Annotated in this window: 20 protein-coding genes; 8 read left to right on the forward strand and 12 right to left on the reverse strand. The window is 54.8% G+C overall.

The genetic code is table 11. The features are described 5' to 3' along the window. Positions 1-10: 10 nt before the first annotated feature. From K6123_RS08505 to K6123_RS08525, 5 genes are all read right to left on the reverse strand, one after another. Complete coding sequence (locus K6123_RS08505; protein ID WP_246624685.1) at positions 11-1,231, reverse strand: ABC transporter ATP-binding protein; 1,221 nt, start codon at positions 1,229-1,231, stop codon at positions 11-13. A gap of 363 nt (positions 1,232-1,594) precedes the next feature. Continuing rightward, positions 1,595-2,371: a TorF family putative porin gene (locus tag K6123_RS08510; protein WP_221796553.1), complete on the reverse strand. Its 777-nt coding sequence runs from the start codon at positions 2,369-2,371 to the stop codon at positions 1,595-1,597. Between the two features lie 288 nt (positions 2,372-2,659). Further along, positions 2,660-4,291: a carboxylesterase/lipase family protein gene (locus K6123_RS08515; protein WP_221796556.1), complete on the reverse strand. Its 1,632-nt coding sequence runs from the start codon at positions 4,289-4,291 to the stop codon at positions 2,660-2,662. Between the two features lie 123 nt (positions 4,292-4,414). Further along, on the reverse strand, positions 4,415-5,524 hold the full coding sequence (locus K6123_RS08520; RefSeq protein ID WP_221796557.1) for an extracellular solute-binding protein: 1,110 nt from the start codon (positions 5,522-5,524) through the stop codon (positions 4,415-4,417). A 54-nt stretch (positions 5,525-5,578) separates the two neighbouring features. Beyond that, on the reverse strand, positions 5,579-6,067 hold the full coding sequence (locus K6123_RS08525) for a DUF3237 family protein (RefSeq protein ID WP_221796559.1): 489 nt from the start codon (positions 6,065-6,067) through the stop codon (positions 5,579-5,581). 106 nt (positions 6,068-6,173) lie between these two features. On the opposite strand from K6123_RS08525, the gene K6123_RS08530 reads away from it, so the two are divergent. The 4 genes from K6123_RS08530 (at position 6,174) to K6123_RS08545 (ending at position 11,652) form a co-directional block, all read left to right on the forward strand. Beyond that, a complete protein-coding gene (locus K6123_RS08530; protein ID WP_221796562.1) occupies positions 6,174-6,848 on the forward strand; it encodes a TetR/AcrR family transcriptional regulator in 675 nt (224 codons plus the stop codon). Between the two features lie 62 nt (positions 6,849-6,910). Further along, complete coding sequence (locus K6123_RS08535) at positions 6,911-8,029, forward strand: helix-turn-helix transcriptional regulator (RefSeq protein WP_221796565.1); 1,119 nt, start codon at positions 6,911-6,913, stop codon at positions 8,027-8,029. Positions 8,030-8,303: 274 nt separating this feature from the next. After that, positions 8,304-9,542 carry a serine hydrolase domain-containing protein gene (locus K6123_RS08540; RefSeq protein WP_246624686.1) on the forward strand — a complete coding sequence of 413 codons (1,239 nt, stop codon included), beginning with the start codon at positions 8,304-8,306 and terminating at the stop codon, positions 9,540-9,542. A gap of 454 nt (positions 9,543-9,996) precedes the next feature. Continuing rightward, positions 9,997-11,652: a tannase/feruloyl esterase family alpha/beta hydrolase gene (locus K6123_RS08545; RefSeq protein WP_221796571.1), complete on the forward strand. Its 1,656-nt coding sequence runs from the start codon at positions 9,997-9,999 to the stop codon at positions 11,650-11,652. A gap of 147 nt (positions 11,653-11,799) precedes the next feature. On the opposite strand, the gene K6123_RS08550 is transcribed toward K6123_RS08545, so the two are convergent. Together K6123_RS08550 and K6123_RS08555 are read right to left on the reverse strand one after the other, a co-directional pair. Then, the gene (locus tag K6123_RS08550) at positions 11,800-12,180 is read right to left on the reverse strand and encodes a RidA family protein (RefSeq protein ID WP_221796574.1); all 381 of its coding nucleotides are present in this window, start codon (positions 12,178-12,180) and stop codon (positions 11,800-11,802) included. Positions 12,181-12,221: 41 nt separating this feature from the next. Beyond that, on the reverse strand, positions 12,222-13,325 hold the full coding sequence (locus K6123_RS08555) for an aldo/keto reductase (RefSeq protein ID WP_246624687.1): 1,104 nt from the start codon (positions 13,323-13,325) through the stop codon (positions 12,222-12,224). Positions 13,326-13,813: 488 nt separating this feature from the next. Here K6123_RS08555 and K6123_RS08560 point away from each other — a divergent pair, with 488 nt between their 5' ends. Continuing rightward, positions 13,814-14,740 (forward strand): AraC family transcriptional regulator, encoded by a 927-nt coding sequence (locus tag K6123_RS08560; RefSeq protein WP_221796578.1) that lies wholly within the window; start codon positions 13,814-13,816, stop codon positions 14,738-14,740. A 163-nt stretch (positions 14,741-14,903) separates the two neighbouring features. On the opposite strand, the gene K6123_RS08565 is transcribed toward K6123_RS08560, so the two are convergent. Further along, positions 14,904-16,652 carry an FAD-binding oxidoreductase gene (locus K6123_RS08565; RefSeq protein ID WP_221796581.1) on the reverse strand — a complete coding sequence of 583 codons (1,749 nt, stop codon included), beginning with the start codon at positions 16,650-16,652 and terminating at the stop codon, positions 14,904-14,906. Between the two features lie 320 nt (positions 16,653-16,972). Between K6123_RS08565 and K6123_RS08570 the strand changes: the two genes are divergently transcribed. Next, complete coding sequence (locus K6123_RS08570; protein ID WP_221796583.1) at positions 16,973-17,425, forward strand: DUF1842 domain-containing protein; 453 nt, start codon at positions 16,973-16,975, stop codon at positions 17,423-17,425. A gap of 22 nt (positions 17,426-17,447) precedes the next feature. On the opposite strand, the gene K6123_RS08575 is transcribed toward K6123_RS08570, so the two are convergent. After that, complete coding sequence (locus tag K6123_RS08575) at positions 17,448-20,678, reverse strand: AAA family ATPase (RefSeq protein ID WP_221796586.1); 3,231 nt, start codon at positions 20,676-20,678, stop codon at positions 17,448-17,450. 279 nt (positions 20,679-20,957) lie between these two features. Between K6123_RS08575 and K6123_RS08580 the strand changes: the two genes are divergently transcribed. Then, positions 20,958-21,443, forward strand: coding sequence for a LabA-like NYN domain-containing protein (locus K6123_RS08580; RefSeq protein WP_221796589.1), 486 nt, complete (start codon positions 20,958-20,960; stop codon positions 21,441-21,443). An 81-nt stretch (positions 21,444-21,524) separates the two neighbouring features. On the opposite strand, the gene K6123_RS08585 is transcribed toward K6123_RS08580, so the two are convergent. The 3 genes from K6123_RS08585 to gpt all read right to left on the reverse strand — a co-directional run bounded on the left by K6123_RS08585 (position 21,525) and on the right by gpt (position 24,383). Beyond that, positions 21,525-21,983, reverse strand: a complete 459-nt coding sequence (locus tag K6123_RS08585) for a DUF3237 domain-containing protein (RefSeq protein ID WP_221796593.1) — start codon at positions 21,981-21,983, stop codon at positions 21,525-21,527. Positions 21,984-22,585: 602 nt separating this feature from the next. Next, positions 22,586-23,314, reverse strand: coding sequence for a DUF5020 family protein (locus tag K6123_RS08590; RefSeq protein ID WP_221796596.1), 729 nt, complete (start codon positions 23,312-23,314; stop codon positions 22,586-22,588). A 565-nt stretch (positions 23,315-23,879) separates the two neighbouring features. After that, positions 23,880-24,383, reverse strand: a complete 504-nt coding sequence (gene gpt, locus K6123_RS08595; protein WP_221796599.1) for a xanthine phosphoribosyltransferase — start codon at positions 24,381-24,383, stop codon at positions 23,880-23,882. 215 nt (positions 24,384-24,598) lie between these two features. On the opposite strand from gpt, the gene K6123_RS08600 reads away from it, so the two are divergent. Beyond that, positions 24,599-25,096, forward strand: a complete 498-nt coding sequence (locus tag K6123_RS08600; protein WP_221796602.1) for a P-loop nucleotide/nucleoside kinase family protein — start codon at positions 24,599-24,601, stop codon at positions 25,094-25,096. The last annotated feature ends 26 nt before the right edge of the window (positions 25,097-25,122 follow it).

The raw sequence follows: 25,122 nt of genomic DNA on the forward strand, positions 1-25,122 counted from the left end.
TGTTCCTCGCCTAGCGCGCCAGCAACTGGCCATCCTGGGGATACCAGGACACCCACACAGAATCACCCTCGACAAAACGTTCCTTGCCAAGGCGCTGGCTGTTGGTCATCTGCACCATCAATCGTTGTGGCAGGCCGACGTTGACATAGTAGGTCGACAGATTGCCCAGATAGGCGACTTCATCGACAACGCCGCGCAGATAGTTGGAACCATCGTCGATGCGGTCACTGCTGACGGCCATTTTCTCGGGGCGGATATTGAGGAAGCGGACACTGCTGCTGTCGATACCTGGCTGCGCGCTGGCCATCAATCTTTGCCCGGCGTCCTTGCGGTCAGTACCTGTCAGCTCAAAGCTCCAGTGGTTATCCGGGCTGTTGTCTGACGCGGTTTTATCCGTCGCGGAAGTGCTGGCAGTACTGCTATCGGGGCTGATCCGGCCTTCAAAAATATTGGTGTCACCAACAAACTCAGCGGCGTAACGGCAGCTGGGATTTTCATAGGTTTCCAGCGGTGTAGCCACCTGCACCAGTTTGCCGTGGTCCATGATGGCGATACGGCTGGCGACGGTCATGGCTTCTTCCTGATCGTGGGTAACGATCACAAAGGTGGTTCCAAGACGATGCTGAATATCCATCAGCTCCAGCTGGGTCTCTCGGCGCAGCTTTTTATCGAGCGCGCCCATCGGTTCGTCGAGCAGCAGCATCTGGGGACGGCGGGCCAGCGACCGGGCCAAGGCAATACGTTGACGCTGACCACCGGAAACCTGATGTGGCTTGCGTTTGGCAAAGGCAGTCATCTGTACCAGATTGAGCATTTCATCGACGCGGCTGGCGATTTCGTCCTTTGGCAGCTTCATACGTTTGAGGCCAAAGGCGATGTTGTCGGCCAGTGACAGGTGCGGGAACAGCGCGTACGACTGGAACATCATGTTGACTGGCCGTTTCTCGGGCGCAATGGGCACCATATCCTGACCGTTAAGGAGAATTTCACCGGAGCTTGGTGTTTCAAAACCGGCCAGCATCCGCAGCAGGGTGCTCTTGCCACAGCCGGATGGCCCCAGCAGGGCAAAAAACTCACCGCGATGGATTTGCAGCGAGAGATCACCAATGGCGGTGAAATCACCGTAGTGTTTGGATACCGAGCGAATTTCCACCAGGGGTGTCGCCAGTTCTTTTTTGTGGGAAGCGGGTGTCACAACCCCGGTTCCGGGCACTTCTGATAAAGCCAACATTCGGAGGCCCTCACCATTTGTTGCTGATGTTCGTACACAGGCAGATCAGTATGGCTGATTACCTGATATAGATTCGATCATGTGTGTATTTTTATAACCGTCCAGCGGTAACAGGCTTTACCTGCAGGCTCTGCCAGGTGGGCAGCCAATGGGCCAGACCAACCGGGAGTGGTTATCTTGCTATTGCCTATAAAACGATATTCCAGTCATTTTATAAATACCCATTGGGGTATATCCGGCTGATATTTATAAACGATTATCGGTGTTTCGTGAATTTAAAAAAGGGGGCCCGAAGACCCCAAAGCACGAAGAACTCTGATGAAGAAATCGTTTGGCCTTTATCGGATAAAGGCCTTTTTCCAGTTAATGCAGTAAATCCGTATAGGCATTGAGGGTTAATACAAAGCGGCTGCCGGTATCACCGGTATTCGGGTCGACAAAGTTGGAGTCATACATGCGCATATCCACAGACCAGGTACGGTCGAACTGGTGGGTGACACCAAGATCCCAGTTCAGCTCCTTGCCGGATTGCAGTTCCACTTCACCGTAACCGGCAACTTCCATGGTACTGCGCTGGTTAACCGCTTCTTCCTTGCCGGAAATACGCCATTGGTGGTTGATGTTGTAGTTGAAGCGGGCTGTGAAGATCTGGTTGTCGAAGAAGGTGTCATGCTTCACACCCAGACCAACGCTGAGTTTGTCAGTCAGGTCGTAATCCAGATTCAGGAAACCCGCTTCGCCGAAGTAGGCGGTTTTATCGTAGTTATAGAGCCAGTAGCTGGCATCGACGTGGAGTTTGTCGAGCAGCTGGGTACGGTAACCGAGGAAGTAGTCGTACTCCCACTTGTTGTTATCGACGTCGACAATACCACTGGCGCCCCAGGCGCCAACGTACAGCCCGAATGGTGTGTCGTATTCGATGAAAGGCTGGACAGATGACTGGTTACCACTGATGGTGACACCACCAATCATATAGTTGCTGGTGACGGAGACACCGGCAATCAGCAAGCCTTCTGGCGGCAGGCCAGCCATTGGCGGAGCGTCCTGTGGTGGCTGGCTTTCTTCTGTCTGGGCCGCCAGCGTTTGGCTTGCCAGGGTGGCCAGGGATACTGCAATCATTATTTTATTCAGGTCTTTCATGATATATCTCCACTCTGCCTTATCATAATAGATATTTGGCGTTATATATCGGGTTTGCTAATGGCAGCTGCAGCAATGCCTGGCAGCTTATCGATTGCCATTAACAAACACCTGTTGATTGGCTGCTTATTCAGCCTGTATTGCCTGGTATAAAAACGGTCACTGGGGACCGGCTTGCCTTTTTAATCTTGTTTGTAATTCGGGTCTTGTCTGAAAAATATCCGCTTAACAACCGGGGTTTTATCCGGGCTATGAATATCTGGTCATAATAACCAGTACTCGACTGACCTATTCTTCTGCCGGATTCATCACCGGGCTATATACCCGTGAAGTCCACCACTGACGCTTGTTGGCGTCGGGGTCATGGATAATTTCCGGTTGCAGATCCAGCCGCAGCATCGGCCGCTGGTCGAGATCATAGGTTGGCCACAGATGCCCGGAAGTCAGTGCATTGGGCTTGGGCAAACCCTGACGGGCAAAGCTGATAACCCGCTGACAGAACTCGTGGGACAACTGCAAGCGTTCGGCAGCAATCGCATGACTGGCTGGTTTGCCAATCACATCGCCCGCCGCTTCATCGTTGGGACGGCCAAAGAAGAACGGCAGTTCGGCTGAATGCATGGCCTTGAGAGTGTCGTTCACCGGCCAGTCGAAACGGTACATCCAGACCTTGTTGCCACGCTTCACCAGTTCTTCGGCGAACCAGATTTGCGGGAATACAAAGCCACAGTCGCTCATGATGGTCATGCCGAGTTGGCCTTCATCCAGCTGCGGGTGGAACTGGCGATAGGCCTCAACGATGTCGGCCTTGACCTGTTCACCGAGATTGCCGAAACGGTCGGCCATCTTCTGGGCTGGCCAGTCCAGCATGGCGGGTTCCATCATCAGCCACAAACCGGCTTCGTAATTGGTGTAACCAATCATCACATCCAGGCCGTCCAGCTGGCCGGAGCGAATGGCCCGGAATGGCTCTTCGCTGGCAAAGCTGTCATCCACGCAGGGATAGAACAGACCATCAAGGTCGAAGATCAGATCACTGTCTGCAGAACGGGTTGCCAGTCGCTGGAACAGCTCATCGGCTGGTGCACTGCGCAAGGCCTCGAAGTTTTCGTAGTCCAGACGTTGCAGCAGCTGGCGGGCAATGCGCTGGGAGAAACGCTTGTCATGGCGCGACATACCATCGGTATTCTCGCCAAAACCGCAAGGTCCCTTGACGTTACTCATAATGATGGCGCGTTTGATCCGACCCTTCAGGCGGCCACTGGCAAGCAGCCAGCTGATGTCCATACCGCCAGCGGATTCACCTGCCAGGGTGACGTTGTCCGGATCCGCACCGAAGGCTTCTGCGTTATCCAGAATCCACTCAACCGCTGTCAGCTGGTCGCGCAGACCATTGCAGGAAGAACCGGCGTATTCGACGCCACCCAGTTCACTGACGTCCATAAAGCCCAGTGGCCCCAGACGGTAGTTCAGCGAAGCGAATACCAGGTCGCCCTTGCTGGCCAGCATTTCACCGTTGTACATACGGCTGCGGCTGCCTTCCAGATGGTTGGCGCCACCGTGTATCCAGATAAACAGCGGACGTTTGTGCTGGCTCGCTGCATTCGGACGCCAGACATTCAGGGTCAGGCTGTCTTCAGAACCGATACAGCCAAGCGCTGGTTGCTGTGGCTGGTCAACAAAGTCGCTGACATCCATGTCCGGGAAGCATACCTGCATGGATGGCGGGCTGAACTTCAGGGCCTCGCGCACTTCAATCCACGGCTTGACCGGCACAGTCGGCTTGAAGCGCAGATTGCCAACCGGTGGCTGGGCGTAGGGGATACCCAACCAGGCCGACAAATCGAGTGCTTCGATACGGCGACCAACGACCGGACCGGAAGTGGTCTGGACGATGTCGGAATAGTTAAAAGCTGTCATGTATACCTCGTTACTGAAGAGATATGCAGGCGGCAGACATGAAGACAGCCTGCCTCCTGATCTGGCCTGGATATTTCTGTGTTCCGGGGCCGTGCCCCGGTTATTAATGAGTTGCGACGGTGGTTATTGGGCGCTGCGGAATTGCGCCCATTTACGATTCAGATAACGGCTGTCGCGGTCGGTCTGGGCAGAGCCGGAGAACAACTTGGCCATGGTCTGCTTCGATGGGAACAGGGCTTCGTCATTGGCCATGGCTTCCGGCAAATAATCCCGTGCTCCCAGAACCGGCGTCGGAAAGCCGGTTTGCATCGACATATAACCGGCCACTTCAGGCTCCAGCAGATAGTTCATAAAGGCATTCGCAGCTGCCGGGTTTTTGGCTCCGGCCGGAATGGCAATGGCGGTCAGCCAGGCCATTGAGCCTTCTTGCGGGATCACATAGGAAAGCTGGACGCCATTGTTGGCTTCGTTGGCATTCATTTGGGCGCGAATCACGTCACCAGACCAACCCAGCGCCGCACAGATTGAACCATTCGCCAGTTCCGGGCCGTACTTGCCGGTGTCGAGATAAACGTACGGACGAATCTTGTCGAGCTCGGCCATCACAGTGTCGACGGTTTTCTTGTCGAGTTTCTGCGGGTTCAGCCCCAGATAATTTGCCACCACCGGCACGACGTCGGTGGCGGAATCGACCATATAGAAGCCACACCCCGACAGCTTGCTGGCATATTCTGGCTTGAAGAACAGATCCCAGCTGTTGAGCGGGGCTTCCGTGTTGCCGAATTGTTTGGCAATCATGGCCTTGTTCAGGCCCATGCCGGTTGTGCCCCAGGCAGCAATCGCGGCGTATTGCAGCGTTGGGTCGGCCACTTTCAGCAGTTCTTTTACGTCCGGGTCGAGGTTTTTCATATTGGGAACCTGGGCCGGGTCATACTTCTGCATGGCTCCAACCTTGATTTCCCGCTGCAGGAACGGCACTGCGGTGGGGATGGCAATATCGTAGCCCTGGGCACCGGCCAACAACTTGGTTTCCAGCATTTCATCGGAATCGTAGTTGTCTTCCTGCACCTTGAAGCCGGTACGGGCAGTGAAGTCAGCCAGAACCTTGCTATCGAAAATACCTGCCCAGGTGTACAGATGCAGGGCTTCGTCTGCAGCCATGGCAGCAGCTGTTGTGACCGTCAGACCTGTTACCAGAGACGTTGCCAGAATCGCGCTTTTCAATGTGTTCATGTGAGCCTCTCTCCGGCCTTGACCGGTGTCGATTAAATAAGTCCGTTAGCCGAATCAGGCACCAAACAGACGGTACATGGAAACAATCAGGGCGTTGTCGCTGAAGTCATCGACCATGCCGACGAAAACACTTTTATTCAGCCACTCGTACTTGCCTTGTGGCGCCTTGAAGCGCGGTACGGTGCGCAGGTAATGACCATCAGCGGAATGGTCCTGCGCTTCGGCCTTGCGCCAGATACCCTTGTTATCAATGACGATCACGACGCCGTCATCGGTCTCAATGCGATAGACCGCATCCAGCTCGGTGACACCATCGTGGCGTTCCAGCGAAATATCGGCACCACTGCCAATCACTCGTCCGCGCATGCCATCCGGGCCAATAAAAGTGCCACCGGTAATCGGATAATTACGACGGAAACCGTCGTGGGTTTTACCAATAATTTCTTCCGCGCCAATTTCTACATAGAGACGAAATGCCAGCTCGATTTCGAAACGATTGGAATCGTCAGCGGCGGTCAGACGTTTTTCGATATCTGGAGTCATTTGATAATCTTCTTGAATCTATTAGTATTTAAAGTAGAACGCGTTCTGTTTTAAAAAGTAGAACACATTCTGTTTTAGCTAACAAGGCGGCAAAGCGGGACAAAATATGACGGCAACGCAAGGTAGTGCGGCCAAAGCTGACAAAGCTGGTGGGAAAACGGCCAAGATGGGAAAACGCGAAGCCAATGCGCTGGCAATTCGCCGCAATATTCTGGCGGCGGCCCGGCAATTGATCTCGGAAGAGGGTTACGAGGCCGCAACCATTACCCGTCTGCGCAAGCAGGCCGGCGTATCGATTGCGACCTTCTATAATTATTTCGAATCCAAGCAGTCGGTGTTGCTGGGCCTGCTGGAAGATGAACAGCAGCGTTCGGTCGCAGCGGTTGAACAGGCGACCCAGGGCGACATCAGTGATGCGGTGGCGTTTATGCTGGAGATTATTCTGGTAGCCCTGCACCCGCCCGGGGAAACCGTCGACAAGGCGATGTGGCGGGAAATTCTGGCCGCGTCGCTGTTATTAAAGACAGATAAGGAGCGCGTTGAAGGTCTGCAGTCTGAGCGTTCTTTTTATAGCCAGCAGATGATTGTGGCGATGCAACGGCTGATAGACAGCGGCAGCCTGCAAGCAGAATGTCCGCTGGAAAAGATCTCCGACATTATTTATTGCATCAGTGCCCATGAGTTTCAGGAGTACGTCAGTGGTGGCTTTGATGACAGGGAAACCCTGCATCAGCATCTCCACAGCATGCTCTCAACGCTGATCGGCCCCTGGTTAATCTGACCCTGGCTGGCAGAGACGGTCGATTCTGATGGCCGTTCAGACCGCTGAAAAAGAGGTGTCCAGTGTTTGTTGAATCCTTGTTAAGCGACCTTTATGGCGCTGTCCAACAGCCGCAGCAGTGGCCTTCCGTACTGGATCAGATCAAACAGGAATTCAGCGTTGGTAATGTGGCGGTGCAGCTGTTTCAGCGCCATAACGACCGCCTCAACGAGGTCTGGACGGTCCGTGACAGTGAATCCACCGAAATGGCCGAGTGGCATGATCAGGTGGTGAACAACGCCGATAATCCACGTCTGGACGCCCGTTACCTGGCAGGGATTCCGGCGCTGCTGGTGTTTCAGGAGCCAGACAGCAGCCCGGCCGAGCCAGGGGAATTCCAGCAGTTGCGGCAACGGCTGGCGCTGATCGGCCTTGGGCGTTCGCTGAGCGTCACCATGGACCTGGGCACCGACCAGTATCTCAGTCTGATCATGCACCGACGCCTGACTAACAACGATGAGTTTGAAGTCGGTGCCGGGCAACTGCTGACGCGTATCGCCCCGCATCTGCGTCAGACGGTACAGTTACAACAGCAGGTGATCGAGTTACAGCAACAACAACAGAACATGACGTCGGCGCTGGATACGACCGCCACGGCGACCTTGCTGGTATTACCGGACGGGCGGCTGGAATGGATGAACCAGAGCGCCCGTGATGGCCTGGAACTGCTCGATACCCTGCAGCTGCAACATGGCCGCTTACGCTGTCGGCAACCGCAAGACCAGCAGCGCCTTCTGCAAACCCTGACTCAGGCCAGTCAGTGCCAGCAGCAACAACGGTTTTATACCCGCCTCGACGGCGATCCGGGAAATCCGCTCTATTTAATGGCCTGTCGCTTGCCAACAGCGGCCCAGCGGCCGGTACTGTTGCTGAACCTCAGCGGTTTGCCACGTCGTGGCGGTGCCAGCATCGACACCATTCGCACTACCTTTGGCCTGACTCCGGCGGAGTCGCGGCTGGCCGCTTCGCTGTGTAATGGTCTGACACTGCAGGATCACGCTGATCGTTACCAGGTGTCGGTGGGGACGGTACGGATTCAGCTGAAAAGCATTTTCCTCAAGCTGGGCGTGAACCGTCAGGCGGAGCTGGTCAGCAAGATCAGCAGCACCATGACGGCACTGTCGGCGTTTTCCATCGGCTGAAGTCATACCACCCGGGACGCGGCCGGCGTTCCAAATGCCGACTCTGTGCAGGCCGATCAAACCTTGCGTGCGCCGGGCCTGATATTCCTGACTCCAGACGTTTAAATAGACCGCTTTGTCCGCTGTTCCTGTGTGTCTTTGCGGGTCAAACCAACGTGTTCGCGCTGGCATATCCTGTTTGGGATATGACGCTCGGCTACTGCGGTTTCTAACATCCACTCCATCGTTAACCCGCCGACAATCGAACGGTTGTTCGGCTCGTATGGAGTTCCCCATGCCGATTATCAATAGCAAGCCTCTGTTGGGTGCCGCCGCTGCTGTGGCTATTTCCCTGCCTTCCTATGGTGTTGAACTGAACCCGCTGGTCGCCAGTATTGGCCCTGAATCTTCAGTACCGGTTGCCATCCAGAATGCACGCTGGCACATGAACGACAAGGGCATCAACACCCTGACATTCCGTTCCATGGATACCCTCTTCACGACCCGCAAAGTGGGTCGTTCCGGTGCTGTGACACCCTTGCTGAAAGATGAGCAGCCACTGAACTTCAAATACGAGTTCAATGGTCAGCAGATGGACCCGGAAGATTTTCTGGATCGTACCTACACCAACGCCTTGCTGATCATGAAAGACGACAAGATCGTCTATGAAAACTACCTCAACCACAGCAACCCGCAGACCACTTTCATGGGCTGGTCGATGACCAAATCCGTGGTCAGTATTCTGGTGGGGATCGCGGTGGATAAGGGCCTGATCAAGGACATCGACGAAGACGTTACCAAATACCTGCCGGAACTGAAGAAAGGCGGCTACAAAGGCGTGACCATTCGTCAGGTTCTGGAAATGCGTTCTGGTGTTGATTACGAAGAAAGCTATGACTTCGCCAAGCCAGGCATCGCTGCCAAAAACCACATCGAAGCCCTGATCAAGAACGTAGTGCGTTTTGTTGATGTCGCCAAAGACATCAAGCGTGCTCACAAGCCGGGTGAAGTGTTCGCTTACAAGACCATTGATACCGCCGTACTGGGTCTGCTGCTGGAGCGTGTAAGCGGCCAGAAACTGGCGCACTTCATGGCGGAAAACCTGTGGGAACCGCTGGGTGCAGAACACGATGGCTTCTTCATCATGGACGGTGAGCCAGGTGTGGGCCGCGAATTCAGCGGTGCTGGTTTCAACGCCACCCTGCGTGACTTTGCCCGTTTCGGCAAAATGATGCTGCACGGCGGTGAAATCGAAGGTCGTCGTATCGTTTCTGAAAAGTGGGTGAAAGCCGCTTCCAAACCCGCTGGTGACGAACACGAAGTGGTGGATTACGGCTACCAGTTCTGGACCGTTTCCCATACACCAGCCTACTCAGCCATTGGCCTGCAAGGTCAGTTCGTATTTGTCGATCCATCCACCAACACCGTGATCGTCAAACTGAGCTATTTCCCGCTCGACGTGGATGAAGAAATCCTGATGGGTGAAACCTTCGGCTTCTTTATGGCGGCTTCCCACTGGAATCCTGCCAAGTAAGAATCTTCAGGGCGAACGCCTGAGGATACACCTGCCCGCTGCACTGCTTGCCCTCTGCAGCCGGCGGGTGTTTTTCTGACATTTTACCTTTGTTGCTGGCAGTTGCCGGGTATCGATCTGGTGCGTTCTGCTGAATTTATTTCTTAAAATGGTGCATACACCTTATTTTTATGCTGGCAGTCAGGTTTGGTTGTTGAGCTGAAAAGGTTTGATTGACACTATTGTCAGCTTCTGAAAATCCTTTGTTTACACTGCTTCTACAACTTTTGTCTGTTGTTTTTTATGCAGTTTAGTCAGGTTTTAAGCGGCTTTAGGTCGATTTAGTGGGCTTTTTATAATCTATTTTTATAGTGTCTACATTGTAATTAAATTGATTTGAATCATCTTTCTGGTTCTCGGATTGCAAGGTTTATTGATGTGTACGTCATAAAATCCAAAAGAAGGAGAGACAGGGTTGAAGATTTCAAAACCATTGATCGCTGGTTCGGTAACAATATTGGCAGGGGTATTGGCTGGCTGTGGCAGCTCGTCAGACAGTGGCTCTGCTGGTTCGGATGTTTCTGCTTTTCAGCAGTCGTGTGAAGCTTTGGTCGGGCTCGAAGTCAGCGGTGGTACCGTGACCGAGGCTACCTATACCGAAGCCAGTGACGGCGATGCCTCCAGCGCCTTGTGGCCCAATCACTGTCTGGTACGGGGGGCGATGAATGAACGTACCGGGATCGACGGCAAGGACTACAAGCTGCAGTTTGAAGTGCGGATGCCGGAAGACTGGAATAACCGCTTGTATTATCAGGGGGGCAGTGGGGTTGATGGCACCTTGTTTACTGCCGTCGGTAAGTACGCGGGTGGCGGTAATACGAGTAATGCGCTGTCTGACGGCTTCTCTGTCGTAACCACAGACTCCGGCCATATTGCCGAAACCGGCGTTGCCAATGGCTCCTACCTGTTTGGTGCCGATCCTCAGGCCCGTGATGAATACGGCGATATGCAGATCCCGCAGGTTACCGCAGCGGCACGTACCCTGATTGAATCCTTCTACGGTAGCGAAGATGAATACGCCTACTTTGTTGGCTGTTCCAATGGTGGCCGTCAGGCAATGGTTGCGGCGCAGGAATATCCTGACCTGTTCGACGGTATCATCGCCTCGGCGCCAGGTTTCAAGCTGGCGCAATCGTCCGTGCAAGCGCTGTATCAGGCGCAGCTGACAGCGGCCGTGGCTCCAACCGGTGACGATGGCGAACCGGATCTGACCCAGGGGCTGACTGCTGCTGAAATCACCACGTTGAAAACCCGTATTTTCAGTAGCTGTGATGCACTGGATGGGGTTGAAGACGGTATGGTCAGCAGCTTTTCGTCCTGTAATCCGGACCCGATGGATTGGGTCTGTGCGGATGGTGAATCGGACAACTGCCTGAGCGAAGAAAAAGCCGAGTACGTCAGCAAGATGTTTGCCGGTGCCTATACCAGCGAAGGCGAACTTATCTATGCGGCCTGGCCGTTTGACCCTGGCATGTCGAGCCAGTTTGCCAATCCCTTCCTGACCATTTTTGCGGGTGAAGCTTCCCACATCTACACCACACCACCAACCATTACCGAAGACCTGAAAAGCTATGCCCTGAATGCGGATATCGACACCGAATTCGCCAAAATGTACGCCACCAACGGTACTTTCCAACGTTCCGGTGTGGAGTTCACCAATGGCGAATCGCCAGACCTGGATGCTTTCCTGGCGCGTGGTGGCAAGCTGATGATTCTGAACGGTTCCGCGGATCTGGCGTTCTCGTTGAAAGACGTTGAAGCCTATTACGCCGAACTGGAAGCTCGCTACGGCACCGAGACGGCAGACTTCGTCAAAGCCTACTTTGTGCCTGGCATGGGCCACTGTTCCGGTGGTGATGCGACCGATGAATTCGACTCATTCAGTGCCTTGCAGGCCTGGGTCGAAGAAGACAACGAACCGGCAGAAATCATCGCTACTGCAGGTGATGACACCTCCTGGCCGGGCCGTACCCGTCCATTGTGTCCTTACCCTGAGGAAGCGGTTTACAACGGCAGCGGTGATATTGAAAGCGCCGACAGCTTCAGCTGCCAGACCCCGACTGCCGAATAACCGGCGGGGTTAACCAGTCAGGATCATAAAGAGAGCGGAGGCAGGGATGCCCCAACTATTGAACTCCAAAAGCCGGATGATTAACCCCATCCGGCTTTTGGCAGTTTACAGACAAACAAGCAGCGACAGCTGGCTCTGATCAATGAGCTATCTCGGCAACGCCAGTATGGCTTCGATTTCGATATCAATCGCCGGGCTGAACAGCGCCGCGACCTGTACCAGAGAACTGGCTGGCAGCCGTTGCTGATAGATCTCAAACAAGGCCAGGCGCAATGAGTCGATGTCGTCGAATGATGTCACAAAGGCGGTCACCTTGATCAGGCTGCCCAAATCGCTGCCTTCAGCCGCGGCAATTGCTGCTATCTGACGGAATATTTCTGCTGCCTGTTGTGCGACTGGCTGCCCCTGAGCGGCACTGCCAAAGGCCGTCAGACCCGACAGATACAGCGTGTGCTGGTGTTTTACCGCGTGCACATAGGGGCCGACCGGCGCCGCCAGCGCCGGATAATTGATTCTCTCCAGTTGCATATCGAGTCCCTGTTTTAGCTGTTTGGACATATGGGTGTGGTTCAGCCCTGCATATGGGAGCGATATTCGCCCTGCCGTTCCAGCATCCAGCCGGGATATTCCGCGGGTAAACGGCTGACCTGATCCAACGCGGCGAGCTCGTCATCCGTCAGCTGAATGGCCGCGGCAGCGATGTTGTCTTGTAGCTGATCGATACGTTTGGCGCCGATAATCACGCTGCTGACAGCGCTCTGGTGTAACAGCCAGGCCAGTGCCAGCTGGGCGACGCTGACGGCTTTGCCATCAAGCTGCTTGCCAGCGGCGATGTCGCGCAAGGTTGCAATTACCTGACTGCCGCGTTCACGGTTCACCGGCGGGAAATCGAAACTGGCGCGGCGGTTATCGGTGCTGGCCGGTTGTCCTTCGTATTTACCCGACAAATAGCCACCGGCCAGCGGACTCCAGACCATCAGGCCAACATCTTCGGACTGCAGCATGGGAATGACTTCGCGCTCAAGATCGCGACCGGCAAGGGTGTAGTGGGCTTGCAGGGAAATGATCGGGCAGAGCTGGCGCGCCTGACTGATGCCAATGGCTTTCATCATTTGCCAGGCGGCCCAGTTCGACAGCCCGATGTGATGAATATGGCCTTGCTGGACCAGTGTATTCAGCGCCATCAGGGTTTCTTCCATCGGTGTCGCCGGATCAAAACCGTGAATCTGGTAAAGGTCGATATAGTCGGTTTGCAAGCGGCTGAGGCTGGCCTTGCACTGGTTGATGATGTGGCCACGGGAAGCGCCACGGTTGTTGGGACCAGCGCCCATTGGCCCGAGCACCTTGGTGGCAATCACCACATCTTCACGATTCACCGCCAGATTACGCAGTGACTGGCCGACAATCCGTTCACTGTTACCAAAGCCGTAGACGTTGGCGGTGTCGATAAAGTTGATACCGGCGTCGAGTGCGGCCTGCACCAGTTCGTCGGCTTGCTGTTGTTGCAGCTTGCCGATCATGCCCCACATGTCGTTATCACCGCCGCCAAAGGTCATGGTGCCGAGGCAGAGTTCGGAGACAAACAGGCCGGAGTGGCCAAGCGTGCGATAAGACAGGCTGGTTGGTTTTGCTGATTGTGGCAGGTTGTTCATTACAGGTGCTGAATCCGTCATGGCAAAGTCCTCGTTGAGTGTTTGTCCATGCTAGACGGCGGTGCGGCTTTTGAGGCTGGCAGAAACTCGCACAGAATTGCACGATCCTCTCAGGATGATCTGCAAGGGCTGGTTTCTGTGAGCGGACTCGCTAGAGTACGAAGGATCGACTCCTTGCCACTCTGTGCGTAATGACACCAATGATACCGGGGAATTTATTCCGTAGGGTCCAGGCATGCCTGGACAACGCCTTTGATGACATTTCAGTGGCTGTCGGGACATGTCCTGACCCTACGAATTTCACCTCGTTGCCACGCTCTGCATGGTGACACCAGAGGCGCAGGATGATACCGGGGAATTTATGCCGTAGGGTCCAGGCATGCCTGGACAACACTCTGATGATATCTCAGTGGCTGTCGGGACATGTCCTGACCCTACGAATTTCACCTCGTTGCCATGCTCTGCGTGATGACGGCTGGCTGTGATAATCGACCATAAGGAATCAACCTATGACGGCGACCACTGTAATTTCACAACCGCACCAACAGCTGCGTCAGCTGGTGGAACAGCAATGGCTGCAGCACGGTTCTGAAAGTGCGATTGCCGGGCTGCGGCTGACCCGGGCGACCGCCCCCAGCGGCACGATCCGGGCCTTGTATCAGACGTCATTCTGTCTGGTGTTACAGGGTGCCAAGCAGACTGCAGCGGGGGATTTTGCGCTGCAATATCACACTGGCCAGTGTCTGTTTGCCTCGGTCAACATGCCGGTGGTGTCGCGCATTATTGAAGCGTCCGAGCAGCGGCCGTATCTGGCCATGAGTCTGGAAATCGATCCGGCGATGGTGGCTGAGCTGCTGCTGGCGCATCCGGAGGTGGTGAGCCGGGCACCGCGTTCGAGCACTTCCCGGCAGGCGCTGATTACGGCGACAGCACCGGCAGACTTGTACGATCCTGTCATCCGGCTGTTGCAGCTGCTGGACCAGCCGGACGACCGTCCGGTACTGGAACCCTTGATCCGGCGGGAAATCTGCTGGCGGTTGTTGCGTTCACCATTGGCGCTGGCGTTGCAGCAAACTGGCATCAAGGACAGTGAAACCGCTCGTATTGGCCAGGTCGCGGCCTGGATGCGTACACATTTTCAGCAGGCCTTTCAGGTGGCTGAGCTGGCGCAGATGGCGAATATGAGTCCGGCTTCGTTTCATCGTCACTTCAAGGCGATTACCCAGCTAACGCCAGTTCAGTTTCAGAAGCTGGTGCGGTTGCAGGAGGCTCGCCGCTTGTTGTTGGGCGATCAGGAAGTCGCCAGCGTGGGATATCAGGTTGGTTATGAAAGCCCGTCGCAGTTCAGCCGTGATTATCGCAAGTTGTTTGGTGCCCCGCCGGGCAAGGACAAGGCGATCATGCGGTCGGAAATTGCTATCGAAACGGCTATCTAGCCCTGTTGCCAGAGCAGCATATTGCCCATATAGAAAAGCCGGACTGGGGGGACAGTCCGGCTTGGTTGGGTCATTGGTACAGATTTGATTGGATCCTCCCTGTGGTCAGGCGTGGCAGAAAGGCTGCTGTGTTGGGAGGCACATCAGCCGTTGGGTTCAGCCATCAGATAATGGTTTTCCGGGTACGCAGGTGGTTATCCTTGTCCTCTACGTACTCTTGCTTGATCTGTACCAGCCGCTGATAGCTGCTGTCGAAATAAACCTCGGTCGGGATCGATGCATCCTTAAAGCTGATAAAGGCGCCGTAGGTACCCTGAATCTCGGCATCCCGGCAGGCATCAATCCAGTCCATCGCGCGGTTGGTGTCGACATAGACGTCGTTGTTCTGCTGTTCGATCTTGAGGCGCAGGCTCTCGTTCCACCAGGTTTGGTACTGGATGGTGTATTGGCAGCGGCGATAGGGAAAGGCCATCTCAGACAGCTGCTGCTGGTTGCGGTAAAAGTCACCATCGATCGCACCCAGAGTGACGTAGCTGTAGAGGCCACTGGCGCTGTTGTTTAGTTGCAGCAGCGGCGAGGTAAGGGTCTGTAGCAGTTGCAGATAACCCTGTTCAGCATCGTCACCGTCACCAAGACCGCCAGCAGATACCAGACGGGAAGTCAGCTTGTGCGGTGCCGGGGCATCGTAATCCGGCACAAACGGGGTTCCGCCAACGGCAGCAAAGGCGATGTGTCCCTGTTCGGCGCTGGCATCAGCGAGCGAGTTTCTGTCCCAGTTGCCCATCAGGGAATGGTCGTATTTAACGGTTGAGTCAGCGCCCCCGGCCTTGTGAATCTGCACCCGACTGGGTGGGGTGTTGCTGAACTGGCTGGCAATAAAGGCTTCCAGCGTATTCTGGTCACCGTCCCAGTAGCCGTACATCAGGCTGTTATGAAACAGCTGTTTCAGGTCATAGTCGCCAGCCGGTGCCGGAATGGCGTTGATCTTCAGATTGGTGCCGAGCAACTGACTGGTCTGGTCAGACTGAATCACGGCTTCCCAGTTTTTCAACAGGGTCAGCGTGGTGACGTCTTGCTGTGGGGTGCAGTCCGGACCAGCTGAGGTTTTGGCGGGGATATTCCACTCCAGCTCAAAGCGATGAATTTCCGCAGGTAACGGGAAGGTCTGCATTTTCAGCTCAGTGACAATGCCGTAACTCATACCGCCGCCACCACGCAGCGCCCACAGCAATTCGGGATGTGATTCCTCACTGACTTCGACCACGGTTCCGTTGCCCAGTACCAGCGTAGCGCCGATCAGGCGTTCGCAGCCCATACCATATTTGCGGGTCCAGGGTCCCCAGCCGCCACCCTGAATATAGCCAGCCAAACCAACGGTTGCGCAGGTGCCGTGGGCAATCATGCGATCGTGTTTGGCCAGTAAGGGGGTCAGTTGATAGAAGCGGTAGCCGGCACCAATGGTCGCGATGCCGTCGTCGTCGATGTCAAATTTGCGCAGCCCGGTAACGTCAATCAGCACCACGTTATCACCGCTGCATTCGCCAGCATGGTCATGGCCACCGGCGCGAATACGGACCGGCAGGTTGAAACGGACAGCGGTGTTATAGGCCAGTACCACCTCGTCGGTGGAGCTGCACATCACAATGGCAAACGGCTGATACTGGTAACGGGTGTTAAAAATCAGGGTTTCGGTCTGGTAGTGGGTTAGCCCGGCCAGTCCTGGCAGATTGGATTCGCGGGTATCCAGTGGCGTCAGCAGTCGTTCGACCGGAAAGCCGTTATCCAGCATATGGTGACGAAACTGACGGGCGTTACGCACAGAGAGGGCATAGGTTGCCAGCACCCCCAGACGTTGCAGTTCCGGAATCGGATTAGTCGTGGTCGATGAATCCTGGGGGATCTTGTTGGTCATGCTCGTTCCATCGTCATGTCAGCAATTAGTGATGCTTACATTAGTATCCGGTCAGTCGGGCGTCAGTATCAGTTTGGTGTCAGATGGCGGGAGTGGTGCGACAGCTCAGGTGTCGGGCGTCGGAAGTAGGTTGGGCCACGCCCAACATTTGCTGGGCACGGCCCAGCCTACGCTAATGTTCCTGTCTCCCGTTCAGTGCAAATGATACTGAACTGAACCTGACGACTGATCAGTCAGGCTTTACTGTGTGGCCATCAATCACGGCACTATCACTCACGGTCATTACCACTCAGGGTCTGGACCAGTCAGGAGGACAAGTTATGGGAACAAGGGATATGCAGACTGCTGGTGTTTTTCTGGCTCGTTATCGAATTGGCAACCAACGCCCTGGCAGCAAGGCGTTTGAACTGAACGTGCTGGTGGGCACTGCTGCCAAGACCATTGCCGGTCAGGGGCGGGTGTCGCAGGATGGTGATAGTGCGGTGAATATCCAGTCGATGATTGCCGGTGAATACCAGTATCAATATGGCATCAAGACCTGCCATATCATGCTGGAGCTGAAGGGTAATCATCCGTTTCCAGGCGTCCCCCCGGTCGGGTTGGATATGCAGAATATCAGCGCTTCCATCCTGCTGAACGAGGGCTGGAAAACCGGTATCGCCAGCTACCGCTACAAGGAAAAGGACGGTAACTGGGTTGATGTTGAAAGCCAGCCAGTGCAGCTGCTGGAGGTAAAACAGGATGCCCGGTTTCAGCAGCAGGCTGCCGGTTGAGCCGCCGAACAGCTAGCCGTTTTCAGTTTTCTTGCAACAACTGTTGCAGCTCCGTCAGGTCGATCTGAGCCTGATTGATATGACAGCTGGTGGCTTTCTGATTAAAGCGCAACAGCTCGGCCACCGATGTTTGTTGGTTGGCTTGCGGGTTCAGCAACCCCAGTAGCAGATCCGCCCGTTCGATGTGAAATTCGCTCCAGGGGTTGGGTTCAGCCCGGGTGAAGTCGGCCAGACCAGTCCGGTAGCGTTGCAGTAAAAGCGGGTCCCGTTGCTGCCAGGCGACCTGAATACCTTGCTGGTAGAAACGCAGATAGTTGTGGCCAACGCAGGCAGATTGCAGCCACAGCTCGCCTTCCGCCAGGGCTGCCCGTATCTGTTCCGGTTGCTGGCTGACCAGCGCTCGGGTAGCGCATAACCAGGGGCCAATAAAACTTTGCATACGGTATTCACGCACCAGTTCCAGACCTTGCTGGATGCAGGCTTCGGCACCGCTGTGGTCGCCCTTGTAGTGCAGCAAACGGGCTTTGGATTCCAGCATAAAGGCGATAAAACGACTGGCCTTGAGCTGCTCGGATAGCTGTAAGGCGGTGTTGATTTCGTTTTCTGCCTGCACCAGCGCATTGCTGTCGAGAAAGATCCAGCCAGCGGTTAACCGCGAAACAATTTCCGCCCGTCGGTTAGCGGTCAGGTAGGCCTGGTTGGAAGCCTGCTGGGCTTGCTGCAACGCCGGAATTGACGCCAGCTGATAAATCATCACAGTCGCCAGCATGTAACGGTTGGTGGTTTCGACATTGAGCAGGCTTTGCTGCTCGCAAATCTGCAAACACTCCTGCAAATACTGATAACCCGTGGTCATCTTGCCCTGGGCATAGGAACAGTCGCCAAGACCACCGAGAGATTTGGCGATGGTGGCCTGGCTGCCGGACTGTTTGCTGTAGGCCAGCGCCTGCTGGTGTTCGCGTTCACAGGCATCCATCTGGCCGGTAGGGAACAGCATGTTGCCGCGCATCGAATGAATTTCCGCCAGCTGTACATATTGCTGGTGCTGTTCCGACAGGGTCTGGGCCTGATCCAGCAATGCCATGGCCTTGTCGTTGTTGTCGGTGAGTCGGTAGGGCTTGACCAGATCGAGGTAATAACGGCTGTGTTCCTGCTCTGATCCTGACGTGCTCTGGGCCTGTTCGAGGGCTTTTTCAAGCGACGTTATGCTGTCTTCCATGCGTCCCATGGTGTACAGGCAGTTGCCCTGAAAGTTGAGCGCAAAGGCCAGCTGTGCTGGTGGCGCGATGGCGATGGCTTCTTCGATCAGCCGCAGGGCTTTTTCAAACTGGAAGTTATCAAGGTAATGGCGTGCTGTGGTGACCAGTACGTCGAAGGCGTCCTGGCTTTGGGCCTGCCTGATGTGCAGGGCGTACTGATACTTATCGCGTGGTTCGTACCAGCTGGCGCAGAGTTTGTTTACCTCAACCAGCTCTCCATCGGTCAGTTGCTTGTAGACCGCGCCGCAGATGAGATCGTGGTGAAACATGTACTGCTGGCCGATGTCCTTGATCAGGCCTTTGGCTAACAGCCGTTCTGGCGTATAGCCCGGGTTGTTCACCACAAACCTCAGTTGTTCGAGGCCAAATACCTGACCGAATACCGAGGCCGATTTCACCGCTTCAAGGTCGAGTGGCTCCAGCTGCTTGAGTTGGGCGATCACCAGATGCTCAAGCGATTCCGGAATATCGCTGCCGAGGTTGGCGCACAGCAGGGTCTGGCGCAGGAACAGCGGATGGCCCTGGGCCAGTTCAACACAATGGCGAATCAACTCGCTTTGTTGCGGTGCCATATGTTCCGCCAGTTCCCAGGCTTCGGCACTGGAAAGGGCGTCCAGCTCAATCAGTTCGACATGGTCAAACCAGCTCTGGCGCACTGCCAGCCGGTTTTGCTGACGGAACGTCAGCAGCAGTAACAGGTTGGTCTGGCTGCTCTGCTGTAGCAGGGCTTTTAACACCGTCATCAGGGCATCGTCGGCCCAGTGAATATCTTCAACCGCAATAATGGCTGCAGGCAGCTGACGACGGGCGTTGAGCAGCAGTTCAACGCTGCTGACAATGGCTTGCTGCAGCGAATTGAAGTCGATCAGGTCGAGCAGCTGTTTTTCCGAGTCGGTCAGGCCAAGACCCATCAGCCAGTAGATAAACAGGTGATGGGAAGAGGGAATTTCGGACAGTGCAATACGGCCGCGAATCAGCTCGTCGGATTCGTCCTTGTCGAAGCCAAACAGCGCCCGGCTCAGAATCGTCAGCGGCGAGCGGCTGTCGACCACCCCGTGATTGAGCAGTTGTACCTGGGTGAGCGGGCAGCCTGTGGTCGCGGCGTATTCCAGTGCTTCCTGTAACAACCGGGTTTTACCAATACCGGCCATGCCGGACAGGCAATAACCACGGCCCTGGCCACTGTGTTGCAGCCGGTTGATGCCTTCGCGCAAGGCTGCCAGTTCTTCCTGACGGCCAACAAAGCGGTCGCTGTCGTGTGAATGAGTGGACACCAGATACCAATAACAGAACTGCGGGTCTGCCGGGTCTACCACGGCTTCTGGAGTCATGCGGTTAGACGATACAAAACACGGGCAGGCAATGATCTGGCCCCAGGGTACCCGCTGCAGAATGGTTTGCATGCGCTCGCTGACGGGCAACAGGCTGACTTCCGTGTTGTTCGCCGGTAGTGGCTGGCTGCTGTGCTCCAGCGTTGTGGCTTCAACGAACATCCGAACGGAGTCCTGAAAGCGCTGTTGCAGGCTGGCACACAGCTGGCTGATACGTTCGAACACGTATTCGTCGTTGTTATCCACACTCCAGCCCAGCACCAGTTGCTGATGTTGCTGGCCAAAGTGGCTGTGGCTGCCATCAAGCAGGGTCGCCAGCTGATCAAATACGGCTGGTTCCGGGCTTTCCAACACCAGCGTCAGCAAGGAGCGTTCGTAGAAAGGCAGACTGGCCAGCGTTGCATGGGTTTGTGCATCGACATCGCCGTTATCATCGGTCAGTAACAGCTGTTCGATAGCGATACCGTAAAACTCGGCCAGATTGGTGGCGGTGCGATAGAGCACGTTCATACCGGATTCGGCGCGCTTGATGGAAGAGACGGAGACCAGAAAGCCTTGTTCCTGGCACAGTTCGGCGAGTTTTTCCTGGCTCAGACCGATGCGTTTACGCTGCTCCTTCAATACCGCAACGTTCAGGGGGATGCGTCCGTCCTTACTGCTCATGCGTGTTCCGTCCTCTGGATTGACCGATCTGGTGGGCCACTGGCTGTGTTAAGTGTGACATCAGTCACAAGTATGAGAGATTACCCGCGATCACCGGGGTGGCGCCAGAGGCGTTAAAGGCAGATTGCTAATATAGCTGTCAGTTATTGTAAAGGCTTGATTCTGATCCATAGGTTGACGGCGCATCTTGCTCATTCCGGCCAGTCAGTAGTCGTTGCCCAAGCAACCCTGTAGTCTGAACAGACTCACCTCAGCAGGTTAACTCCGCCGGATTTATTCATGACCAGTGTCGCTATTTTTGTCGATGTGCAGAACGTCTATTACACCACTCGCAGCGCCTTTCGGCGTAACTTCGACTACAACCGCTTCTGGGCCCGGGCAACGGCAGGCCGCGAGGTCGTCAAGGCGATTGCCTATGCGACGGATCGAGGTGATACCAAACAACGGGAATTCCAGAATATCCTGCGGGCGATTGGTTTTGAGGTAAAACTGAAACCCTTTATCCAGCGCTCGGACGGTTCTGCCAAGGGCGACTGGGATGTGGGTATTACCATTGATGCGCTGGAATATGGTGCCGCAGCGGATGTGGTGGTGCTGGTATCCGGTGATGGCGATTTTGACTTGCTGGTGAAAAAATTGCGCCAGGGGATTGCTGGCCAGGAAGGCAAACGGGTTGAAGTTTACGGCGTGGAAAAACTGACGGCAGCCTCGCTGGTGGCTGCCGCCAGTGAATATGTTCCGATTGAAGGTGAGCTGCTGCTGTAAACGGCTCAACAGACCGGTGAAGCGGTCCGGTCTGCTGCACCAGAGTCAGGCCGTCCAGCAAGCAGGGGATGTTGGCGGGTTTCACAATACTTCGTAAAAGGTCAGCTCCACACTGTCCGGGTGACGAACTCCGGTACCGACAAAGATGCGCTCGCTAACCCACTGGAAACGTTCGGCAGCACTCTCCATCCGCGGGGTGCAGCGGAAATAAATCAGCGCCGGATCAACCACTTCTCCGGCTACCAGTTTGGCGGTGATTTCCGGCTCCGCCACCCGGACCGCACGGTTCTCGATGAAAATCCGCTCTCCGGACGTACTTTCCAATATATAACGGGCGTCCAGTGCAGCCATCCTTGGTGTCATTACCAGCTGAAAATCAGCACCACCTGGCAGTACCTTACCGCTCCAGCCATCGCCTTCGACAGTGCCACCGGTAATCGGAATCACCCGGCGCAGGCCCTGGCTGATCTGACCAATCTCCTGCGGCCCATCGACCGTCACCTTCAGACGGGCGAAGAAACGGAGTTGAGGTTGCTGCATAAAAATCTCCTTAGGCACCGTCTGGGCCCAATGGCTCTGGTGGTGTGATGGTTTCAGGCACGCTGCGCCCGGGTGTATTCCACAGGCTCTGAACAAGGTGTTGCAAATGAAGCTTTATATAGTTCTGTATCGATCGTTAGATCTTAACGATCTCTACTTTGTAGAAAAGCCAGTTGTGAAATGTTGTTGGCCGGATAATCCAGAGGGATCTGACCAGTGTCAGGTTCCATCCAGAAAACGCCAGCAGACTATGAACATACAGGACTGCTGGCTGACAAAACCGGGTTTTTAATAACGACAGGGGGATCAGGGGGGGAGATCGGCATGTTTTGCGGCAAATATCATCCATTTGCGCAGGGCCTTCGCAGATTGCTGAATGTGAGGGCGTGGAAGAACTGATGGCAATTGGCAGCAGCTAATAGCCCATCCGGTAATAGAACAATTTTCGTGGAGTAGAGGTTAACTGTTTGGCCGATTATCTGTACTGACCGACGAATGTCGGGGTTTTCGCAGCCAGCCGGAGAATTACCGGCCGCGAACCCCCTAACACTTGTTTGAGCCGGTACCTGGCCCAATGTTCGCCTGTTTTGCAGGCAACCGAATTACATATGTACCTTGATCAGCGCGCTGACAGTGTCTTCGTCGAATTCACTGTTGTACTTGTTGTGCCAGGAGCTGATTTCGACGCCTACCTTGAACTTGTTGTCGTAACCAATCAGGGAAGCAATATCGTAGGTCAGCTGTGGGTTGAAGTTGAAGCTGGACTTGTGGTCGTCGCTGCCAGTGGAGTAGTCGATGTAACCTTCCAAAGCGACGTTACCCCAGTTGGCACCGTAGGTCAGGGTCAGCTGGTTGTCGTCGTTAACATCGTTGTCGTTCTTGGCACGGTACACGGTGGCGCTGGCGTAGTTCATACCAGGAATCGCCAGGTCGGCACCGATACCGAACAGGTAGTTGTCCTGGCTGAAACCGCTGGAGTTGGAGCCGGATTCAACAGTGAAAGCCAGGTTGATGTTCTTGATGATGCTGTTATCAAACTTGGTCAGGAAGAACTTTGGCGAGAATTCGCTGTAACTGGCAGTGAAGTTATCGTCGCCCTGATCGCGGTCCATGAAGAAGAACAGACCACCCCAGCTGTAACCGGATACGTGCTCAACCGTGTAGGTAGTCAGGCCATGGTCGTCGTTATTCTGCGGCCAGTCTTCGGATTCGATTTTGAAATCACCACCCATCAGTACAGAAATGCTGTTGTCAGCAAAATAACGCTCAGCGTGAGCGGCAGGGACGATAGCGGCAGCAGCAACGGCCAGGGCCAGAATCTGTTTTTTCATGCTTCTCTCTCTATTCACAGGATTAACGTTCGGTAAATCACTCTGCGGACGGCGGTTGTTATTGAGCCGATCCAGCCAATGTCATGGTCATAAACCTGACCGTTTGGACAGTGAACCTGAAATAGCAATTTCCTGACCAACTGGGCAGGTGTTGTGAAAAAAGTTACTGATACCCCGGAATTCGCGGGTTTTCGCATGCCAGCCAGCGTTTGAAGTTTGAACGTCTGTAAAAAAATGCCTGTGGATAGTGCACTTGACCAAACGGTCAGCACAGAATTGGCGCAAATAGCGCAACTGAGAGTTTCGAAGCCGGCAGGCGTGCCCATGCACCGTTGGGAGCGTAGGAGGGAATTTATTCCCGAAATCAGCGTACGTAGGTTGGATAAACGAGCGTAGCGAGAGCCATCCAACGACGGCTTGCCGGATGGCGGCCACTTCGTGGTCTTATCTGACCTGCATGGACATTAAAGCAGAATGGGCTGCGCCCATTACATGGTTGGAAGCGTAGGAGGGAATTTATTCCCGAAATCAGGCCGAGCCACAGCGTGGCCCAGCCGCCAGGATCTTACTTGTTACGATCCGCCAATGGCGTCGAGAAGGTGTACTCCATATCCCAGGGGAAACGGATCCAGGTATCCTGGCTCACTTCGGTAATGTAGGTATCCACCAGATCAACACCGGCAGGCTTGGCATAAATGGTTGCCAGGTGTGCTTTCGGCAGCATCTCACGTACATAACGGGCGGTCTTGCCGGTATCGACCAGATCGTCGATCAGCAGCATGCCTTCGCCATCACCATCAACACCTTTCAATAACTCCAGCTCGCCCTGCACCGACTGGGTGGCATCGTCGTCCGCCGCGGGCTTATAACTGGTGACACAAATGGTGTCGATCAAACGGATGTTCAGCTCGCGGGCCAAAATCGCTGCGGGCACCAGACCACCACGGGTAATCACAATCATGCCTTTCCACGGGCCTTTATCGAGCAAACGCAGCGACAGCGCGCGGGCATTACGATGTAATTCTTCCCAGCTGACCGGGTAATCCATGGAATAAGTGAGATCTGGCATAGGGCAAAACCTGTCTGAATTTCTGAAAAAGCTGACCAATCGGTCACTTTATTCGCAGAGCGCGCAGGGTTCAAGTATCAGGCGACTGATCATGATTAAAAATAGTACAGAAAGCGGTTGGCTGGCCAGCTGGGTTACAGGATTGAACCGGCAACTACAGCCTTGTTCCAACAGGATGGTATAACGCCAACTATCGCCACAGGAGCCAGACCGGAATGACCACAGGAACCCTCACTTTTTTCTGCGGCAAAATGGGCGCCGGTAAATCGACCAAAGCCGGTGAGATAGCCCGGCAGCAAAATGCCGTCTTGCTATCAGAAGACCAGTGGCTGGCAGCCCTCTATCCGGGACAAATCACATCGCTGGGCGACTATGTTCATTACAGCAACCTGCTGAAGCCACCGATCAAACAACTGGTGCAGTCCATGCTGGCGGCGGGAACCCATGTGGTGATGGATTTCCCTGCCAATACCTTTAATCAGCGTGGCTGGTTCCAGCAACTGTTCAGCGAAATAAAGGCTCCACACCAACTGATCTGGCTGGATATAGAGGATAACGTTTGTCTGCAACGGATTGCCCAACGTAGCATCGAACAACCGCAACGGGCGGCGACGGATACCCCCGAGATGTTTGCTGCCATGAATCAGTATTTTGTAGCGCCGCAGGCGGAAGAAGGGTTTAACGTTATTCGAATGGCACATGGCTGCCTTTGAAGGGCAACATAGACTGGCATTGGTAA

The sequence above is a fragment of the Oceanobacter mangrovi genome, from assembly GCF_019740315.1.
Classification (GTDB): domain Bacteria; phylum Pseudomonadota; class Gammaproteobacteria; order Pseudomonadales; family Oceanobacteraceae; genus Oceanobacter; species Oceanobacter mangrovi.

Coding starts and splice junctions, on each gene's coding strand:
- K6123_RS08575 (WP_221796586.1), bottom strand. CDS start 20,678: ATGAGCAGTAAGGACGGACGCATCCCCCTGAACGTTGCGGTATTGAAG.
- K6123_RS08520 (WP_221796557.1), bottom strand. CDS start 5,524: ATGAACACATTGAAAAGCGCGATTCTGGCAACGTCTCTGGTAACAGGT.
- gpt (WP_221796599.1), bottom strand. CDS start 24,383: ATGCCAGATCTCACTTATTCCATGGATTACCCGGTCAGCTGGGAAGAA.
- K6123_RS08565 (WP_221796581.1), bottom strand. CDS start 16,652: ATGACCAACAAGATCCCCCAGGATTCATCGACCACGACTAATCCGATT.
- K6123_RS08530 (WP_221796562.1), top strand. CDS start 6,174: ATGACGGCAACGCAAGGTAGTGCGGCCAAAGCTGACAAAGCTGGTGGG.
- K6123_RS08555 (WP_246624687.1), bottom strand. CDS start 13,325: ATGACGGATTCAGCACCTGTAATGAACAACCTGCCACAATCAGCAAAA.
- K6123_RS08560 (WP_221796578.1), top strand. CDS start 13,814: ATGACGGCGACCACTGTAATTTCACAACCGCACCAACAGCTGCGTCAG.
- K6123_RS08570 (WP_221796583.1), top strand. CDS start 16,973: ATGGGAACAAGGGATATGCAGACTGCTGGTGTTTTTCTGGCTCGTTAT.
- K6123_RS08590 (WP_221796596.1), bottom strand. CDS start 23,314: ATGAAAAAACAGATTCTGGCCCTGGCCGTTGCTGCTGCCGCTATCGTC.
- K6123_RS08505 (WP_246624685.1), bottom strand. CDS start 1,231: ATGTTGGCTTTATCAGAAGTGCCCGGAACCGGGGTTGTGACACCCGCT.
- K6123_RS08525 (WP_221796559.1), bottom strand. CDS start 6,067: ATGACTCCAGATATCGAAAAACGTCTGACCGCCGCTGACGATTCCAAT.
- K6123_RS08600 (WP_221796602.1), top strand. CDS start 24,599: ATGACCACAGGAACCCTCACTTTTTTCTGCGGCAAAATGGGCGCCGGT.
- K6123_RS08580 (WP_221796589.1), top strand. CDS start 20,958: ATGACCAGTGTCGCTATTTTTGTCGATGTGCAGAACGTCTATTACACC.
- K6123_RS08585 (WP_221796593.1), bottom strand. CDS start 21,983: ATGCAGCAACCTCAACTCCGTTTCTTCGCCCGTCTGAAGGTGACGGTC.
- K6123_RS08515 (WP_221796556.1), bottom strand. CDS start 4,291: ATGACAGCTTTTAACTATTCCGACATCGTCCAGACCACTTCCGGTCCG.
- K6123_RS08540 (WP_246624686.1), top strand. CDS start 8,304: ATGCCGATTATCAATAGCAAGCCTCTGTTGGGTGCCGCCGCTGCTGTG.
- K6123_RS08550 (WP_221796574.1), bottom strand. CDS start 12,180: ATGCAACTGGAGAGAATCAATTATCCGGCGCTGGCGGCGCCGGTCGGC.
- K6123_RS08510 (WP_221796553.1), bottom strand. CDS start 2,371: ATGAAAGACCTGAATAAAATAATGATTGCAGTATCCCTGGCCACCCTG.